Below are 15706 nucleotides of genomic sequence, written 5' to 3' on the forward strand. Positions count from 1 at the left end.
CCGTCACTGCGCCGGGACGGTCCGCTCCGGCGTGTTCCATCCGGAGACCCGCACGCTCGGCGCCGAACCGTGCAGATCAGCCGTCCGGTAGGTGGCGGTCAGCGTCACCGACTCGCCGGGCCACAGGCTCACGTCGTCGTCGCTCCACTGGACGGGGAGCACCGGCTGCCCGTGCGCGTCCACGACATGGACGTCCGTGAGCAGCGACGGGGACGGGACACGCGTGAGCCGGCCCGGTGGGGCGGCCCGGTGGTGGGGGTGGGCCCAGGCACTGGTTGTCAGGGGACCCAGCAGACCCAGGACTGCGGCGGCCGTGGCGAGACGGTGTCTGTTCACGGAGTCTCCAGCCCCTTCGTAAAGTTAGGAAACTTTACTAACGCGGGTCACGCTACGGCGCCCCGTAGGCCGTGTCAATCACCGTGACGCCCGCGCGAGTTGCTCAGGACGCGGCCGAACGGCGCTCGAACACCACGTCCCGGGCCGTGCCGAGCGCCGTCGCCACCGCGCCCAGCAGCACCGCGTCCTCGCCGAGCCGGCTGGGCGCGATCCTCGGCCGCAGCGGGGTCAGCGTCCGCAGATGATCCCGCACCGGCTTGAGCAGCAGGTCCACGCTGTGGCCGACCCCGCCGCCGAGCACCACGAGATCGGGGTCGAGGACGGCCGCCGCGGCCGCGACCGTGTGCGCGATCCGCTCGCCCTCCAGGCGTACGGCCCTGACCGCCGCCTCGTCCCCGCGCCGGGCGGCGTCGAACACGGCCTTCGCGGTGAGCTGCCCGCTCATCCCGAACCTGCGCGCCGCCTCCACCACGGCCACCCCCGACACCGCGTCCTCCAGCCGCTCCGGCTTCTGCTGTCCCGGCCACGGCAGGAACCCGATCTCCCCGGCCAGCCCGTGCGCCCCCGTGAACAGTCGCCCCTCGCTGACCACGCCCATGCCGAGCCCGGTGCCGATCAGGATGTACGCGAACAGCCTGCTGCCCGCGCCGACGCCGTAGGTGTACTCGCCGAGCGCCGCCAGATTGGCGTCGTTGTGCACCTCCAGCGGCACGCCCAGCTCCTCCCGCATCCGGTCGAACAGCCCGGCCCGCCCCCAGCCCGGCAGGTGCATCGCGTACCGCACCCGGTGCTGCTTCTCGTCGTACACCCCGGGCGTGCCCACCACCGCGTGCACCACCTCGTCCGGCGCCACCCCGGAACCGGCGACCACCTGGCGGGCCGTCGTCACCACCAGGTCGGCCATCGCCCGGGAGCTGCGGGCCCGGTTGCGCACCTCGGAGCGGGCGACCACGGATCCGTCGAGGTCGGCGACCGCGACCCGCAGCCAGCTGCGGCCGACGTCGATGCCGAGCGCGTACCCGGCCGCCGGGTCGGGTGCGTACAGAACGGCGACGCGGCCTCTTTCCGGCGCGTGGGTACCCACCTCGTGCACGAGTCCCGCCGCTTCCAGGGAGGCGAGGGCGCTGGACACCGTCGGCTTGGACAACCCCGTCTCCCGCGCGAGCTGGGCACGGGAGGCCGCCCCCGCGGCGCGCAGCCGGTCGAGCAGCAGGCGCTCGTTGGTGCTGCGCAGCCGCCGGCGGTTCCAGGGCTGTTCCTGCTGGTCTACGGCGTCACTGGCGGGCATCGCACCATTCTCACTTATCCGTTGGGGCCTCTTGACGCATCAAGTAAGCCTCCTTAACTTTATCCGCCAGTCAGCCTCGCCGGGCCAGCCTTGGGCTGCCCAGCGCCCGGTGCCTCGGGAGTCCCCATGTCCGGTAGTCCGCCACCCAACGGTGGTTTCGTCCGTCGCGTAGGCCTGTTCCAGGCCACCGCCATCAACATGAGCCAGATGTGCGGCATCGGCCCGTTCGTCACGATCCCGCTGATGGTCGCCGCCTTCGGCGGCCCGCAGGCGGTGATCGGGTTCGTCGCGGGCGCGGTCCTCGCCCTCGCCGACGGGCTGGTGTGGGCCGAACTGGGCGCCGCGATGCCCGGTTCCGGCGGCAGTTACGTCTATCTCCGCCAGGCCTTCCAGTACCGCACGGGCCGGCTGATGCCGTTCCTGTTCGTCTGGACGGCGATGCTCTTCATCCCGCTGATCATGTCGACCGGTGTCGTCGGCTTCGTCCAGTACCTGGGCTATCTCGCCCCGGACCTGACCAGGACCCAGGGCGACCTGATCGGCCTCGGCGTCATCCTGCTCGTGGTCGTCCTGCTGTGGCGGGGCATCGAGAACATCGCCCGGATCACCGCGGTGATGTGGGCGGTCATGATCGCCTCCGTGGTGCTGGTGATCCTCGCCGCGGCCACCGACTTCAGCGCGCACCTCGCCTTCACCTACCCCGCGCACGCCTTCGACCTGGGCAGCAACCACTTCTGGATCGGCTTCGCGGCCGGCCTGACCATCGGCATCTACGACTACCTCGGCTACAACACCACGGCCTACATGGGCGCCGAGATCAAGGACCCCGGCCGGGTCCTGCCCCGCTCGATCATCTACGCCATCCTCGGCATCATGACGATCTACCTGCTGCTGCAGATCGGCACGCTGGGTGTGATCGACTGGCACCGGATGACGGACGCCAAGGACATCGCCTCCACCTCGGTGGCCTCGGCGGTGCTGGAGAAGACCTGGGGCAAGGGGGCCGCCGACACGGTCACCGTGCTCATCCTGATCACGGCGTTCGCCTCCGTCTTCACCGGCCTGCTCGGCGGCTCGCGGGTCCCCTACGACGCCGCCCGCGAGCGGGTCTTCTTCCGCCCCTACGCCAAACTGCACCCCAAGCACCGCTTCCCGATGCTGGGCCTCGCGACCATGGGCGTGATCACCGCGATCGGCTTCCTCATCGGTCGGCACACCGACCTCGCGACCCTGATCCAGCTGCTGACCACGGTCATGGTCATCGTCCAGGCGCTGGCCCAGATCATCGCGCTGACGGTGCTGCGCAAGCGGCAGCCGACGCTGAAGCGGCCGTACCGCATGTGGCTGTACCCGGTGCCGAGCATCATCGCCTTCGTCGGCTGGTGCGTGATCTACGGATACGCCGACAAGAACTCGCCCGGCCGCCATCCCATCGAGTGGTCGCTGGCCTGGCTGGCCCTCGGCTGTCTCGCGTACGTGCTGTGGGCGCGCTTCGAGAAGGTGTGGCCGTTCGGTCCCAAGGAGATCTCCGAGGAGTACCTGACCCCGCCGGAACCGGAGCCGGCGGGCACCTGAGAAAACGCGCGGTGCCCGTGCCGCGCCTGAGCCAGAGTCTCGTCATCCATGAAGCCTCCCCGGGCGGACCACCATCCGCCCGGGGAGGCTTTTCCCATGTCCCCTGAAAGGCAGGACCCCCGTGCCAGACGTCTCCGTCCGCACCGCCACCGCCGAGGACCGCCCCACCGTCGAGCGGTTGTGGCTGATGTTCCGTCACGACCTGTCCGGATTCATGGGCGTCCTGCCCAACCCCGACGGGACGTTCCGCAGCGACCGGGTCGACGCCGCCTTCGCCGAGGACGGCTGGGCACCGTACCTCTTCCTTCGTGACGAACGGCCCGTGGGGTTCGCGTTCGTCCGCGGGCTGAACGGGCCGACACGCGTGCTGAACAGCTTCTTCGTGGTACGCGGCGCGCGCCGCGAGGGCATCGGGACACGCACGGTCCGCGAGGTCGTTCAGCGCCACCCCGGCCGGTGGGAGATCGCCTTCCAGTACGAGAACGAGCCCGCCGTCCGCTTCTGGCGCCGCGTCGCCTCCATACACGCCCCGGACGCCTGGACCGAGGAGACCCGCCCGGTCCCGGACCGCCCGGACCTGCCGCCGGACGTGTGGATCTCCTTCGACGCGGGCGCTCGCGGCCAGAACATCCCGGGCACGGGCGGAAAAACACCCGCCGACAGGACCGACCGTTTGCGGTGGACATGTCCGCGCCGATAGGGGGCAAGCGAACACTGCGCAGCCGTTGTCGGAAATCGAGGTCGAAACTGGAGGTGCTGCCGCTATGGGCGCGAAGGTGTTGGAGCGGTTTCCTGCGGGAGCTCCGCGCGGATCGTGGCCGGCAGAGGAGTACGCGGCGAGGCGCCGCGCCGAGGGTGAACCGGCGACGGTCGTCATGGACCTGAAGTCCGACGCGTTCCTCGTGGTGATCCCGAGCGGCGACGAGGACTGAGCGGGCCCCTGCGGCTCCGGTCACCCGCTGGGGGTGAGGCCGAGGGGCGCCCGGACGGTCGATTCTGCGAGAGTACGGCCGACCGGGGCATGACGCCTCCCGCCGGAAGGAGTGCCCGTGACCACCGGCAGCGACACCCACTGGGCGGGGGACCGGCTGCGGGCGGTCCCCGGGGCGCGAACGCTGTCGGACCACCGGCGACCGTGGCTGGTCAAGGACCTGGTCGCCGACGCCACCCTGCCACCGCCCTGGATCGTGGTCGCTGCGGCGCCCATGACCGGCGTGGACACCACCGCGGCCGATGTCCTGAACGACCTCGACGTGGGGTTCAAGGTCCGCCACGTCCATCTCGTCTTCGCCGGGATCGAGCGCAACCGACTCACCCGGACCATCGATCCGGCCCACTTCTGCCCCACCGTGGAGACCGCTGTGGCCGCCTTCCGCCGGCGCACCGGAGTCGAGTGGGCCGCCGGGGCCTCCACGCAAGCACTCGGTGAGGGGTGAGCGCGATGAGCGTTCCCGACAGCCCGACCGCGCCCGAGCCGTCGCCCGACGGCGCCTTCCTGCACGCCACCCGGCTGGCGCTGGGCCTGACCGACCTCGCCCTGCGGACCGCGGCGACCACCGGAGGGGTCCGGCTCCGCGAACGGCACCCGACCGCCGCGGCCGCCTCCGACGCGGCCCTCGGGCTCGCCCTGGAAGCCCAACACCGTCTGTCCTCGGGCCTGTTGGGTGCGGCGGAACGGACCGCGCCCCGCACCCGAGCGGCCGTGCGCGCTCTCGTGCCGTCCAGCGCTGCGGATGCCGTCGGACGTCGAGTGGCCCACTTGAGCGCGCGCGGCGCGGCGGAACGCCTGCGGGCGCGGAACGAGGCGCTGTCATGGGCCCGGACGCTGGTAGGGACACTGTCGGCGGCCGTCCTCGACGAGATCGACCTCGACGCCGTGGCGGACCGGCTCGACGTGGACCGTGTCGCCGCCCGCATCGACATCGACGCCGTCCTCGCCCGCGTCGACCTGGTGACGTACACCGAACTGGTCCTGGAGGAAATGGACATCGGCCGGGTGGTGCGGGACACGGGCGGGAGCATCACGGCGGAGACACTGGACGCTTTCCGGGAACAGAACGCGCGCGCCGACCGGCTCGTACAGCGCATCGCGGACCGGCTGCTGCGCAGAGCGGGCACGGATTCCACGGACCGGCCCGCCACCGGGCCCGTTCCCCAGGTGGAGGCGCTGTGACAGCGCCGACACGCCCACGTGGCCTGCCGGTCCTCCAGGGGCTGCCGGCCGGGATCGTGTCGCGCACCGTGGCCGCCGTCGTCGACCTCCTCGTCCTGCTCGCGCTCCTGCTCTGCCTCGAACTCGGCTACGCGGCGGTGCGTTTCCTGCTGACGGGGCCTCCGTTCTCGTTCCCCGACCCCGATCCCGTCGTCACCACCGTCCTCGGATACGTCCTCTTCGTCGCCTATCTCGCGGTCAGTTGGTTCCTCGGCGGTCGCACCGTCGGGGACCAGATGATGGGCCTGCGGGTGACCGGCCGTTCAGGGCGAAGGATGTCCCCGGGCAAGGCCCTGCTGCGTGCCGTGCTGTGCGCCCTCGTGCCCGTGGGCCTGCTGTGGATCCCGGTCAGCCGACGCGGCGCGTCCCTCCAGGACGTCGTCGTCGGCAGCACCGTCGTGCACGACTGGTACGGCAGCACGGGCCCCCGCCTCGGCGGCCCGGGCGGGCTCACCTCCGGAGGGTGAGTTGGCCCGGATCGACGCCGACCTGCGGACCACCCGGCCGAGCCGGCTCAGGTGGCGGGCACGTCCCGGTGGCGGTGTGGCGCGAGGCGGCCCAACCCGAGCCTTGCCACGCGGGGCCAGTCCGCCGGTCCGCCGGACGTCGGCACACCGGGGCGATGGCGTGGCACGACCACCCGCAAGGCCGCGGGGGCGGACCGGCACACCACCGGTGCCGGCAGCGTGACGTACTCTCCGTCGATCCCGACCGCCACGGCGTCCGCGTCCGCCTCGACGACGACCTCCTCGGCGTCGAGCCGTATGACCGACCCGGACCGCGGGCCGCGCACCAGGCGGGCCGCCTGGGCGGTGTTGCCGACGCGGACGCACAGCACGCCGAGCCGCCCCGAGTCCAGCCGTTCCCGGCGTCCCGGATGGGCCGAGTCGACCGCGCGCCGGTACGGGTTGTTGCTGACCAGGAGTGCCTGGAGGCCCTCGGCATCGGAATTCCCGGCCCGCATGCGCAGCACCGGCGCGTCCTTGCCGGTGAGGAGTTCGGGAAGGGTCTGCAGAGCGGTGTGCACTTTCGCGTCCCGGTAGGCGGGGTCGGCGACCACGGACGCGTAGGTCCCGAAGGAGGCGTTGTTGACGAACACCCGGTCGGCGGCGAACCCGAGGTCGACGCGGAGTTCCACGCCGTCGGTGAGCGCTTCCAGGCTCGCGGCGGGATCCTCCCGGTCCAGGCCGAGGTCGAGGGCGAAATGGTTGCGGGTGCCGGCGGGGATCACGGCGAACGGCACGTCGTGCTGCGCCGCCACCTCGGCCACCAGCGCCTGGGTGCCGTCACCGCCCGCCACGGCCAGCAGATCGGCCCCCTCGGCCACGGCCCGGCGCGCGAGGCCCACGACGTCCTGCCCCGCCTCGAGCAGCACCACCCGGGCGCCCGCCGCCCGCGCCTTGTCGGCGAGATGGAACCGTTCCACCTTGCCCCCACCGGACCGCGGGTTCATCAGGATCCAGGGACGCTGCGGGGCCTCGGCCGACCTCGGGGGCCGAGTGGCGTGCGAGGGTGCCAGTGCGGTGTGCGCGGCGGCGACGGCCAGGGCCCACAGGGCCAGCGACAGACAGGCGGGCCACAGCATGCCGGATGACGCGTAGAGCGCGAGCACGGCCAGGGGCGCGGTCACCGACAGCACCACCCCGAGGACACGCAGCACACCGGTGTGGGCCAGCGTCCACCACACCCCGACGGCGGCGAGCGCCAGGCCGGCGATCCCGACCAGCGCCCACAGCACGCTGCGCAGACCGGCGACGATCAGCGGCACGAGCACGCTGCCCAGCAGTGCGAGCAGCGCGACCCGTGCCCTGAGGACACTGCCGGAGGGCGGGTCCGCCGCGGGCCTCGTACTCATGCCCGAGCCGCGGTGCCGACCCATGTCCTCACCTGTCCGTCACATCGCGGAGGCGTCGTCCCGCCGGACCACGCACAGGGCCCAGATGATGAACCCCGACATCGCGATCATCACGACCGACCACACCGGGTAGTACGGCAGCGAGAGGAAGTTGGCGATGATGACGAGGGCGGCGACACCCACCCCGGCGACCCTCGCCCAGGTGGACGTCACGAACAGCCCCATGCTGACGATCACGGCGACCACGCCCAGGGCGAGGTGGACCCAGCCCCAGCCGGTGAGGTCGAACTGGAAGACGTAGTTGCGGGTGTTGACGAAGACGTCGTCCTCGGCGATCGCCATGATCCCCCGGAAGATGGCGAGGAGTCCGGAGATCGTCAGCATGACGGCGGCGAAGGCCGTCAGGCCGGCGGCCCAGTTCTGCTTCGTCGAGGGAGCGTGTGCGGTGTGCGTGGCGGTCATCCTGAGTACCTCGTTCCACTGAGCACCAGGTCCTTGGCCCTGGCGTACTCCTGGTCGGTGATGTCGCCGCGGGCGCGGATCTCCGACAGCCTGGCGAGTTCGTCCACGCTGCTGGACCCGTCGCCGCTTCCCGCGGTCCTGCGGATGTAGGAGTCGAACTCCCGCTGCTGCGCCTGTGCCTGTGCCACCTCACGGCGGCCCATGCTCCTGCCGCGGGCGATCACGTAGACGAACACCCCGAGGAAGGGCAGGAGGATGACGAGCGCCAGCCAGCCGGCCTTCGCCCAGCCGCTCATGTCGTCGTCGCGGAAGACGTCGACGACGATCCGGAAGAGCAGGACGAACCACATGATCCACAGGAAGAAGATCAGCATGGACCAGAAGGCGCTCAGCAGCGGATAGTCGTACGCGAGGTACGTCGGCGTGCTCATGGCTCTCCTCCGTCCCGGGCGGCCGCCCGGCCGCCTGTCTCTGCCTTCTCAGCGTGCGCACGGCAAGAGGCGGACGGCCTCACCCGGTGCGGGTGAACGCGAGCGTCAGGTCGCCGCCGAGGTGCCCGGGCCGCCCATGACGCCCGGGCTCGGCGGCAGCGACCGCTTCGACCGGGTGGTCGCCGAGTTCGCGCAGCCCTCCGTGGTCGGGGCTGTGAGCCGGGCTCGTTCACTCGGGCGTCTGCCGCATTTCCAGGACCCGCAGGCCCAGCGACTGGCAGCGGGCCAGCAGCCCGAACAGCTGGGCCTCGTCGACGACGGAACCGAACAGGACCGTCTGGCCCGACATGAGGACGTATTCCAGCTCCGGAAAGGCCTTGGCCAGCGTCTCCGACATGTGTCCCTCGACCCGGATCTCGTAGCGCATGGGCTTTGCTCCCGCGAGCGACCTGGTGCGGCGGTCTGCGCCCCGTACTGAGATCGTCCGGCCGTTCGGCCCACCCGGCCTCACCCTGCACAGGTGAACCGTCGTCCCGACCGCCGGTCGTCCGAGGGCGGCACGGTCACAGCAGCCCCATCTCCCGGCCCCGGCGTACCGCGGCGCTGCGGCGGTTGACCACCAGCTTCCGGTACAGGCTCTTCAGGTGGGTCTTGACCGTGTTCACCGACACGTACAGATCCGCGGCTATCTCCTGGGTCGACATCATCTGGGCAAGGCGCTGAAGCACTTCGAGTTCACGGGTGGTGAGGTCCTCCACGACGATCGGCAGAGGGAGCGGCTGGGACCCGGCCGGTCCCGTGCGCGTCGAGGAACCGGGTGTGAGCCATCCCGCCGCGAGCTCGTTCAGCGGTGCCGTGACCAGGAGCGGGCGGATCCACCGACCGGCGTCCAGGAAGGGGCGCCGCAACTGCTCGCGCCGGGCGTCGAGGAGGGCCTGGGCGACGAGTCGGTGGGCGGCGTCGGCGTCCCCCGCCGCATCCGCGGCCTGGGCTCTGACCAGAGTCGCCCGGACGGTCACCGCCGGGCCGGGCCGGCCGGCCGCGGGGACGCGGTCGAGAAGGTCGACGGCCGCCTCCTCGTTGCCCACGGCCAGTTGGATACGCGCGGCTTCCACGGCGCAGGACGGCTGGTCGTCGGCGAGTTGCCGCAGCATGTCGGCGGCCTGCTCGGGCCGGCCCTCGGCCAGGTGGGCGGCCGACGTCACCAGCGTCTCGTGGCTGTCCGCCCACGGCGAGGCCACGGCGGCGGAGACGTCCGGGTCCGCCGCCTTGACGGCGGCCGGAGCGTTGCCCCGCGCGAGCTGGAGCCGGGCCGTCACGATGGCCCGTCCGGCGGCCGTCACCGGGTCGTGCGGGGCGACGGAGAGCTCGGCGGCCTCGTCGAGGAGTGCCTCGGCCCGGCCCAGCTCGTCGCGGTCGACGGCGACGGCGGCCAGGACCACCTGCCCGATCCCGGAGCCGGAGGGCGGGGAGAGGCCGTAGCGCTCCGTCTCGCTCACCGCCTCCAGAGCCTTGTGCTCGGCCTGGGCCGGCCAGCCGTTCAGATAGTCGATCAACGCCAGGTGCCCCATCGACTCCTCTCGGGCCAGCACGGTGGAGGCCCTGCCGGGGGCGCCGACCACCTGGGACAGCGCGACTCGGGCGTCCTCGAACCTCCCGGCCCACAGACGTGTGGAGCCGAGATGGGTCAGCAGCAGGGCGGGGAGTTCGGGGTGCTTGTCCAACAGGTGCGGGGGAAGTTCCGGCCGCACGTCCTCGGCCGTCTCGGCGGCCCGCTCCGCCAGCGCGGGCGAGCCGGTCAGCCTGGCCGCGAGCGCCTCCAGGAGTGCGCAGCTCAGCTGGACGGCCGCCGGATCGCCCGCGTCGGTGGCCGGGTGGGCCCGTGCGTCGCGCAGATGGGCCAGGCCGTGCTGGAAGTCGCTGCGGGCCAGGTCACGGGCGGCCCGTACGAGGTCGGTGGCGGGGCTGGTGGCCTCGGGGCCCATCTCGGCGAAGAGCCCGGTCAGGTCGTCGGAGCCCAGCCCCGTGAAGAACTGCCCGATGGCGAGGTCGTCGACGAGGGCGCCGGCGGTGAAGTCCCAGTCGCCGGCGGCGGCCCCGTGCGCGAGGGTCTCGGGCAGCGAGCCCGCCTGTCGCAGCCACCGTGCGGCGCGCAGGTGCAGCTCGGATTCCAGACCGGGACGGTGTACGCGCAGATACGTCCGCAGGATCTCCCCGAACAGCGGATGCAGACGGAACCACGAGTGCCCGAGCCGCTCCACGAACGCGTTGTCCCGGTGCAGGTCGGTCAGTATGCGCTCGGCGTCGTCGCGACCGGTCAGCGAGTTCACCAGATCGGGACAGAAGCGGTCCAGCACGCTGACGCGCAGCAGCAGGTCCTGCGTCTGCTCGGGCTGCCGCTTGAGCACTTCGCCGAGCAGGTAGTCGGCGATGGTGCTGCGGTCCGCCTCGAACTCCTTGAGGTAGGCCGCCGGGTCCGGGCTCTCCCGCGCCGCCAGGGCGCACAGCCGCAGCCCGGCGGCCCAGCCGCGCGTGCGCTCCACGAGGGCGCGTGCGGCGGCGAGCGACAGCGTCAGACCGTGCAGGTCCAGCAGTGCGACGGCCTCTTCGGGGGTGAAGGCCAGCTCGGCGTCACGGATCTCCGTCAGTTCGCCGGCGGCCCGGTACCGGTGCAGCGAGAGCATCGGTTCGGTGCGGGTGACGAGGACCAGATGCAGACCCTGCCCGGCATGCCGGAGGACGAACTCCAGCTGGTCCGCGATCTCCGGCGCGGTCACGCGCTCGTACTCGTCCAGTACGACGGTCAGGGCCGGACCGGCCGCTTCCAGATTCTCGGCGATCGCGGACAGCACCCGTTGGTCCACGTGGTCCGCGTCGGTGGGACCTCCGACCCCCTCGGGCAGGGTCCTGCCGCCGGCGCGTACGGCCTGGAGGAAGTACGCCCAGAACATTCCGGGCCGTTTGCCCTCCGCCTCGACGGTGAGCCAGGCGACCGGCTGCTCCAGACCGGCCGCCCAGTCCGCGACCAGCAGCGTCTTGCCCGCACCGGCCGGGCCGTTGACCATGGCCAGCGGTGTTCGCAGTGCCTGGTCCAGGTGCTGGTTGAGCCGGTGTCGCGGCAGGAAGGTGCCAGGTCTCGCGGGCAGGGCGAAACGTGTACGCAAGAAGGGGTCCCCGAGCGGATCGACGCACTGTCCGGTCGAAACCGGTTGGTCCTCGGTAGCAGCCACGGCGCTCTCACCACCACTGTGAGTCAGGTCATGGGCGGCGCTTCCCATCGCTCAGCATCCCATTTTCCTCGCACATGCGCCTGGCACACCGGGCCCGATGGCCCCATCACAGGGCCGAACGGCCCGGGTCCGCGATACGAGATCACTCCGGCTTTCCTTGACGCTTCTCGCCACCGGCTGCCACGATCGTCGACATGAACACGCGACTGGATCTCACGCGGCGACGCCATGTCGACCTCGCACGCGTCTCCAGCGCCTCCTGTTGCGTCGCGGCCTGATCGACATTCCTGGATCCGCCGCGTTTTCTCTCTTCCCGCGCTTGAATTCACCGCACATTCGCCTGCGCTGAAACGGCGCTTTTCTCGAATTCCGCGTGCCCGGAAATTCTTGGCCTCCGCTCGCACAAGAGCGCATCCCGGCGCTCCTCCCGCGCATCCCGGCGCCACTCCCGCGCATCCCCGAAAGAGGACCCATGGCCACCGTCCTGTCCGTCTCCGGCAGCCCCTCCGCCTCCTCCCGCACCAACCGACTGCTGCGCCACCTCGACCAGCGGCTGACCGCCCAGGGCCACGAGGTGATCCCGCTCGACGTGCGCACCGTGCCGGCCGAGGCGCTGCTGGGCGCGGACTTCCGGCACCCCGCCATCGTCGAGGCGACCGAGCTGTTCGAGCGGGCCGACGGCGTCGTCGTCGCCACCCCGGTCTACAAGGCGTCGTACTCCGGTGTCCTCAAGGCGCTCCTCGATCTGCTGCCGCAGTACGCGCTGGCCGGCAAGACGGTGCTGCCGCTGGCCACCGGCGGCTCCACCGCCCATGTCCTGGCCATCGACTACGCGCTCCGGCCGGTGCTGTCCTCCATGGGCGCCGCCCACATCGTGCAGGGCTGGTTCACCCTCGACAAGGACATCACCGTGCACGAGGACGGCTCGCTGACGGTCGTGCCTCCCGCCACCGAGGCGCTCACCCAGGTGGTCGACCAGTTCTCGACGGCCCTGGGCAGTCCGCGGCTGCTGGCCGCGGCCGGCTGACTCCCACCATCGGCCGCTGTTCTCCCACGCACCCTGATCGGAGATTCCGTGTCCCTCACCTTCCACTGGTTCCTGCCCACCAACGGCGACAGCCGCCATGTGGTCGGTGGCGGCCACGGCACGCCGGCGACCGCCTCCGGCCGGGACCGGCCGCCGACGGTCGCCTACCTGAGCCAGATCGCCCGTGCCGCCGAGGACTTGGGCTTCGTCGGTGCGCTCACGCCGACCGGTGCGTGGTGCGAGGACGCGTGGCTGACCACCGCCATGGTCAGCCAGAACACCGAGCGGCTGAAGTTCCTGGTCGCCTTCCGACCCGGCTTCGTCTCGCCGACGCTGGCCGCGCAGATGGCGTCCACCTTCCAGCGGCAGTCCGGCGGGCGGCTGCTGCTGAATGTCGTCACCGGCGGCGAGAGCCACGAGCAGCGGGCCTACGGGGACTTCCTCGACAAGGACGACCGCTACCGCCGCACCGGCGAATTCCTCGAGATCGTACGGGGGTTGTGGGAGGGCAAGACCGTCGACCTGCGCGGTGAACACCTCCAGGTCGAGGACGCCAGACTGGCCCGGCTGCCCGATCCCGTCCCCGAGGTGTACTTCGGCGGATCCTCGCCGATCGCCGGACAGGTCGCCGCGAAGTACGTCGACACCTACCTCACCTGGGGCGAGCCGCCCGCGCAGGTGGCCGAGAAGATCGCCTGGATCCGTGGGCTCGCGGCGCAGGAGGGGCGCACCCTGCGCTTCGGGATCCGGCTGCACGTCATCACCCGCGACACCGCCGAGCAGGCGTGGGCGGAGGCGAACCGCCTGCTGGACGGATTCGACCCCGAGACGGTGAAGTCGGTGCAGGCCGGACTCGCCCGTAGCGAGTCCGAGGGACAGCGGCGGATGCTCGCCCTGCACGGCGGCGGCAACCGGGACGGCCTGGAGATCCACCCCAACCTGTGGGCCGGCATCGGCCTGGTGCGGGGCGGCGCGGGCACCGCCCTGGTCGGCAGCCATGACGAGGTCGCCGAGCGGATCGAGGAGTACCACGCCCTGGGCATCGACGAGTTCGTCCTCTCCGGCTATCCGCACCTGGAGGAGGCGTACTGGTTCGGCGAGGGGGTGCTGCCCCGCCTCGCCGCCCAGGGACTGTGGCGGCACCCGTCCGGCAGCGCGACGACACCGTCGGCCCAGGTGCCGTTCGCGAGCTGAGGCGCCTTACCGGGAGCGGTTGGCCAGGGCCCGGCGCACCGTCCGTGTGAGGATCGGGGGCATCAGGTCCACGCCTATGCGGCGGGCGCGGGAGCGCGGTCGGCGGGGAGCGGGAACCGGGGGCGCGCCGGGGGCGGCCGCCGGCTTCTGCGGCTCGGGCGGTGCGTAGTGCCGGGAGTGCGGGAAGGGCGGGGCCTGCATGCCCTTGTTGGCGCGGGTGCGCACCAGCCGGTGCCCGGCGGCGTCCTGCACGCTCAGCCCGATGTCCGTCCGCTCCTCCAGCATCGCCAGCAGCTCCTCCTGCACCGGCTCGGGATCGCCCCAAGTGCCGTACAGCTTCTGGGTGCTGAGGCATATCGGGCGCAGTCCGCGGTTGAGCACGGCCTCCCAGGTGGCGACCGAGACGCCGGGGGTGTGCTCGGAGCGGAAGTCGTCGAGGACGACGATGCCCTCGGGCAGCAGCAGGTCGCGGGCGGCCCCGATGTCGTCGCGTACGTGCTCGTACAGGTGGGAGGCGTCGATGTGGACGAAGCGGCAGGTGCCCGGCTTCACCTCCGCCGAGATCACCGAGGACGGGGCCTCCAGCACCCGGGGGAGGGTGTCGTGGAAGGAGAGGTAGTTGCGCTCGAAGGCCTGCCGGGTGAGGGAGGAGTACGACTTCGCCGTCTCGGCCTGGTTGGCGCCGTCCGGCGCCTCACCGCCGAAGAGGTCGCAGACCGTGAACTCCTCGTCGTCCTGCCGGTGTTGGCCGAGCAGGATCGCGCTCTTGCCCATGTAGACGCCGAGTTCCACCAGATCGCCCCGGAAGCCGCCCTTTTCCTGCCGCTCCAGGAACCAGGTGAACAGGAGCTGGTCCAGCGGAGGGAACCAGCCGGGAACGTCTTTGAGCTCGGCGGGGTTCTTGTCGATTGACTGTGCGATCGCCATGGAACGAGTCTGCTCATCCGGCGCCGGAGAAAGTGGCCGCCGACTGAATGTCCGGTGAACAGCTCAGTCGGCCCAGGGCGCGGCCAGAGCGTCGAGATGGGCCCGGCGCACCTCGGCCGTCTGACCCTGCACGAGGAGGAACATCCCTTCGCGGGCGAGGCGTTGGGCAGTCCCGGCCAGATCCATGGCGCGCCCGCCGCCCGCCACGATCGCCGCTGTCGTCGCCGCGCGCATGAGGTCGTACGACCGTGTCTTGAGCGCCAGGCGTTCCTCGACGCGCTCGTGCGGGACCGGGTGTTCAGCCAGGGCGTACACCTGTCGCCGCAGCTCGTCGAGGCGTCCGCGCAGGGTCCGTGCCGTCTCCGCCTCCCCGGCCTCCTCCAGCACCCGCAGCGCCGCGTACGCCACGCCGAAGACGGCGGGGGAGGCGTTGGTGTTGCGGGGCCGGTCCACCAGGGCGAACTTCTCCTGCGGGGTGCGCAGCACCACCGACTCCTCGGGCAGCCACAGCCCGTCCAGCTCCAGGGAGACGGTACGGGCGGCGGTGAGCGCCGCCAGCCGCATGGGCGGCGACGGGCGCAGCCCGGGCTGCTCGCGCGCCTCGGTGAAGGCGAACACCACCTCGTCCGTGCCGGTCACCCCGGCGAGCAGCATCACGTCGTTCAGGCCCCAGCCGGTGTACCAGGGCACCGTCCCCTCGAAGCGCCAGCCGCCGCGCTCGGCGCTCGCGCGGACCGGGACCCGAGGAAAGGCACGTACGTGCGCGAAGGCGATGCCCGCCAGCAGTTCCCCGGTGGCCAGGGGCCGCAACAGCCGCTCCCTGACGGGCAGTTCGGACTGCGCCAGCAGTTTCACCGGTGTGTGGTGCTGGGTCTGCACGAACCAGGTCGAGCAGCAGGCCCCGGCGAGGATCTCCATGATCTCCCGCGCCACCGCGTCGGGGGCGCCCGCGCCGCCGTACTCCTGCGGCGCACTCACGCCGAGCAGCCCCGACCGCCTGATCGCCGCGATGTGACTCTCGGGCACGCCGTCCTGGTCGACCTGTTCCGCGCGCGGGGCGAGGAGGTCGTCCGCGAGGGTTTGGGCGGTGGCGATGAGCGGGTGCGGTGCGGCGGTCATGGAAAAGATTCTCCCGATCTCGCCGTGCGCGGTGTCGATCCGGGGGCGTG

The 15706-nt window shown here is 71.7% G+C and carries 17 protein-coding genes and 1 pseudogene; 9 read left to right on the forward strand and 9 right to left on the reverse strand.

What is annotated here, in order from left to right:
* Window positions 1–3: 3 nt before the first annotated feature.
* Both MKW14_RS09530 and MKW14_RS09535 read right to left on the reverse strand, forming a co-directional pair.
* Window positions 4–213: pseudogene (locus tag MKW14_RS09530) on the reverse strand (hypothetical protein); the annotation flags it as partial.
* 226 nt (window positions 214–439) lie between these two features.
* A complete protein-coding gene (locus tag MKW14_RS09535) occupies window positions 440–1624 on the reverse strand; it encodes an ROK family transcriptional regulator (RefSeq protein ID WP_240861051.1) in 1185 nt (394 codons plus the stop codon).
* Between the two features lie 126 nt (window positions 1625–1750).
* Between MKW14_RS09535 and MKW14_RS09540 the strand changes: the two genes are divergently transcribed.
* The 6 genes from MKW14_RS09540 (at window position 1751) to MKW14_RS09565 (ending at window position 5878) form a co-directional block, all read left to right on the forward strand.
* Window positions 1751–3199, forward strand: a complete 1449-nt coding sequence (locus tag MKW14_RS09540) for an APC family permease (protein ID WP_240861053.1) — start codon at window positions 1751–1753, stop codon at window positions 3197–3199.
* 121 nt (window positions 3200–3320) lie between these two features.
* Entirely contained in the window at window positions 3321–3899 is a 579-nt protein-coding gene (locus MKW14_RS09545; RefSeq protein WP_240861055.1) for a GNAT family N-acetyltransferase, read from the forward strand.
* A gap of 64 nt (window positions 3900–3963) precedes the next feature.
* Complete coding sequence (locus MKW14_RS09550) at window positions 3964–4131, forward strand: DUF8839 family protein (protein WP_165955108.1); 168 nt, start codon at window positions 3964–3966, stop codon at window positions 4129–4131.
* Window positions 4132–4248: 117 nt separating this feature from the next.
* Complete coding sequence (locus tag MKW14_RS09555; RefSeq protein WP_240861057.1) at window positions 4249–4635, forward strand: hypothetical protein; 387 nt, start codon at window positions 4249–4251, stop codon at window positions 4633–4635.
* Between the two features lie 5 nt (window positions 4636–4640).
* Complete coding sequence (locus tag MKW14_RS09560) at window positions 4641–5372, forward strand: hypothetical protein (RefSeq protein ID WP_240861060.1); 732 nt, start codon at window positions 4641–4643, stop codon at window positions 5370–5372.
* Window positions 5369–5878: an RDD family protein gene (locus MKW14_RS09565; protein ID WP_240861061.1), complete on the forward strand. Its 510-nt coding sequence runs from the start codon at window positions 5369–5371 to the stop codon at window positions 5876–5878. The genes MKW14_RS09560 and MKW14_RS09565 overlap by 4 nt, the downstream gene beginning before the upstream one ends.
* A 47-nt stretch (window positions 5879–5925) precedes the next feature.
* Here MKW14_RS09565 and MKW14_RS09570 read toward each other — a convergent pair whose 3' ends face one another.
* The 5 genes from MKW14_RS09570 to MKW14_RS09590 form a co-directional block, all read right to left on the reverse strand.
* The gene (locus MKW14_RS09570) at window positions 5926–7266 is read right to left on the reverse strand and encodes a diacylglycerol/lipid kinase family protein (RefSeq protein ID WP_240861063.1); all 1341 of its coding nucleotides are present in this window, start codon (window positions 7264–7266) and stop codon (window positions 5926–5928) included.
* A gap of 39 nt (window positions 7267–7305) precedes the next feature.
* The gene (locus MKW14_RS09575) at window positions 7306–7728 is read right to left on the reverse strand and encodes a DUF7144 family membrane protein (RefSeq protein ID WP_240861065.1); all 423 of its coding nucleotides are present in this window, start codon (window positions 7726–7728) and stop codon (window positions 7306–7308) included.
* Window positions 7725–8159 carry an SHOCT domain-containing protein gene (locus MKW14_RS09580; protein WP_240861067.1) on the reverse strand — a complete coding sequence of 145 codons (435 nt, stop codon included), beginning with the start codon at window positions 8157–8159 and terminating at the stop codon, window positions 7725–7727. Before MKW14_RS09580 ends, MKW14_RS09575 begins: the two co-directional genes overlap by 4 nt.
* A gap of 229 nt (window positions 8160–8388) precedes the next feature.
* Entirely contained in the window at window positions 8389–8586 is a 198-nt protein-coding gene (locus tag MKW14_RS09585; RefSeq protein ID WP_240861069.1) for a DUF8691 family protein, read from the reverse strand.
* 136 nt (window positions 8587–8722) lie between these two features.
* Window positions 8723–11437, reverse strand: a complete 2715-nt coding sequence (locus MKW14_RS09590) for a winged helix-turn-helix domain-containing protein (RefSeq protein ID WP_240861072.1) — start codon at window positions 11435–11437, stop codon at window positions 8723–8725.
* Between the two features lie 146 nt (window positions 11438–11583).
* Between MKW14_RS09590 and MKW14_RS41520 the strand changes: the two genes are divergently transcribed.
* The 3 genes from MKW14_RS41520 to MKW14_RS09600 all read left to right on the forward strand — a co-directional run bounded on the left by MKW14_RS41520 (window position 11584) and on the right by MKW14_RS09600 (window position 13610).
* A complete protein-coding gene (locus MKW14_RS41520) occupies window positions 11584–11667 on the forward strand; it encodes a putative leader peptide (RefSeq protein ID WP_374116550.1) in 84 nt (27 codons plus the stop codon).
* Window positions 11668–11861: 194 nt separating this feature from the next.
* The gene (gene ssuE / locus MKW14_RS09595) at window positions 11862–12416 is read left to right on the forward strand and encodes an NADPH-dependent FMN reductase (RefSeq protein ID WP_240861074.1); all 555 of its coding nucleotides are present in this window, start codon (window positions 11862–11864) and stop codon (window positions 12414–12416) included.
* A 48-nt stretch (window positions 12417–12464) separates the two neighbouring features.
* Window positions 12465–13610 (forward strand): LLM class flavin-dependent oxidoreductase, encoded by a 1146-nt coding sequence (locus MKW14_RS09600; protein WP_240861076.1) that lies wholly within the window; start codon window positions 12465–12467, stop codon window positions 13608–13610.
* 6 nt (window positions 13611–13616) lie between these two features.
* On the opposite strand, the gene MKW14_RS09605 is transcribed toward MKW14_RS09600, so the two are convergent.
* Together MKW14_RS09605 and MKW14_RS09610 are read right to left on the reverse strand one after the other, a co-directional pair.
* Window positions 13617–14537, reverse strand: coding sequence for a class I SAM-dependent methyltransferase (locus tag MKW14_RS09605; protein WP_240861078.1), 921 nt, complete (start codon window positions 14535–14537; stop codon window positions 13617–13619).
* A 63-nt stretch (window positions 14538–14600) separates the two neighbouring features.
* On the reverse strand, window positions 14601–15656 hold the full coding sequence (locus tag MKW14_RS09610; protein ID WP_240861080.1) for an acyl-CoA dehydrogenase family protein: 1056 nt from the start codon (window positions 15654–15656) through the stop codon (window positions 14601–14603).
* Window positions 15657–15706: the final 50 nt, after the last annotated feature.

Source organism: Streptomyces gilvus (assembly GCF_022513565.1).
GTDB classification, from domain to species: domain Bacteria; phylum Actinomycetota; class Actinomycetes; order Streptomycetales; family Streptomycetaceae; genus Streptomyces; species Streptomyces gilvus.

Coding starts and splice junctions, on each gene's coding strand:
- MKW14_RS09535 (WP_240861051.1), bottom strand. CDS start 1,624: ATGCCCGCCAGTGACGCCGTAGACCAGCAGGAACAGCCCTGGAACCGC.
- MKW14_RS09540 (WP_240861053.1), top strand. CDS start 1,751: ATGTCCGGTAGTCCGCCACCCAACGGTGGTTTCGTCCGTCGCGTAGGC.
- MKW14_RS09550 (WP_165955108.1), top strand. CDS start 3,964: ATGGGCGCGAAGGTGTTGGAGCGGTTTCCTGCGGGAGCTCCGCGCGGA.
- MKW14_RS09560 (WP_240861060.1), top strand. CDS start 4,641: ATGAGCGTTCCCGACAGCCCGACCGCGCCCGAGCCGTCGCCCGACGGC.
- MKW14_RS09570 (WP_240861063.1), bottom strand. CDS start 7,266: ATGAGTACGAGGCCCGCGGCGGACCCGCCCTCCGGCAGTGTCCTCAGG.
- MKW14_RS09575 (WP_240861065.1), bottom strand. CDS start 7,728: ATGACCGCCACGCACACCGCACACGCTCCCTCGACGAAGCAGAACTGG.
- MKW14_RS09580 (WP_240861067.1), bottom strand. CDS start 8,159: ATGAGCACGCCGACGTACCTCGCGTACGACTATCCGCTGCTGAGCGCC.
- MKW14_RS09585 (WP_240861069.1), bottom strand. CDS start 8,586: ATGCGCTACGAGATCCGGGTCGAGGGACACATGTCGGAGACGCTGGCC.
- MKW14_RS09590 (WP_240861072.1), bottom strand. CDS start 11,437: ATGGGAAGCGCCGCCCATGACCTGACTCACAGTGGTGGTGAGAGCGCC.
- MKW14_RS41520 (WP_374116550.1), top strand. CDS start 11,584: ATGAACACGCGACTGGATCTCACGCGGCGACGCCATGTCGACCTCGCA.
- ssuE (WP_240861074.1), top strand. CDS start 11,862: ATGGCCACCGTCCTGTCCGTCTCCGGCAGCCCCTCCGCCTCCTCCCGC.
- MKW14_RS09605 (WP_240861078.1), bottom strand. CDS start 14,537: ATGGCGATCGCACAGTCAATCGACAAGAACCCCGCCGAGCTCAAAGAC.
- MKW14_RS09610 (WP_240861080.1), bottom strand. CDS start 15,656: ATGACCGCCGCACCGCACCCGCTCATCGCCACCGCCCAAACCCTCGCG.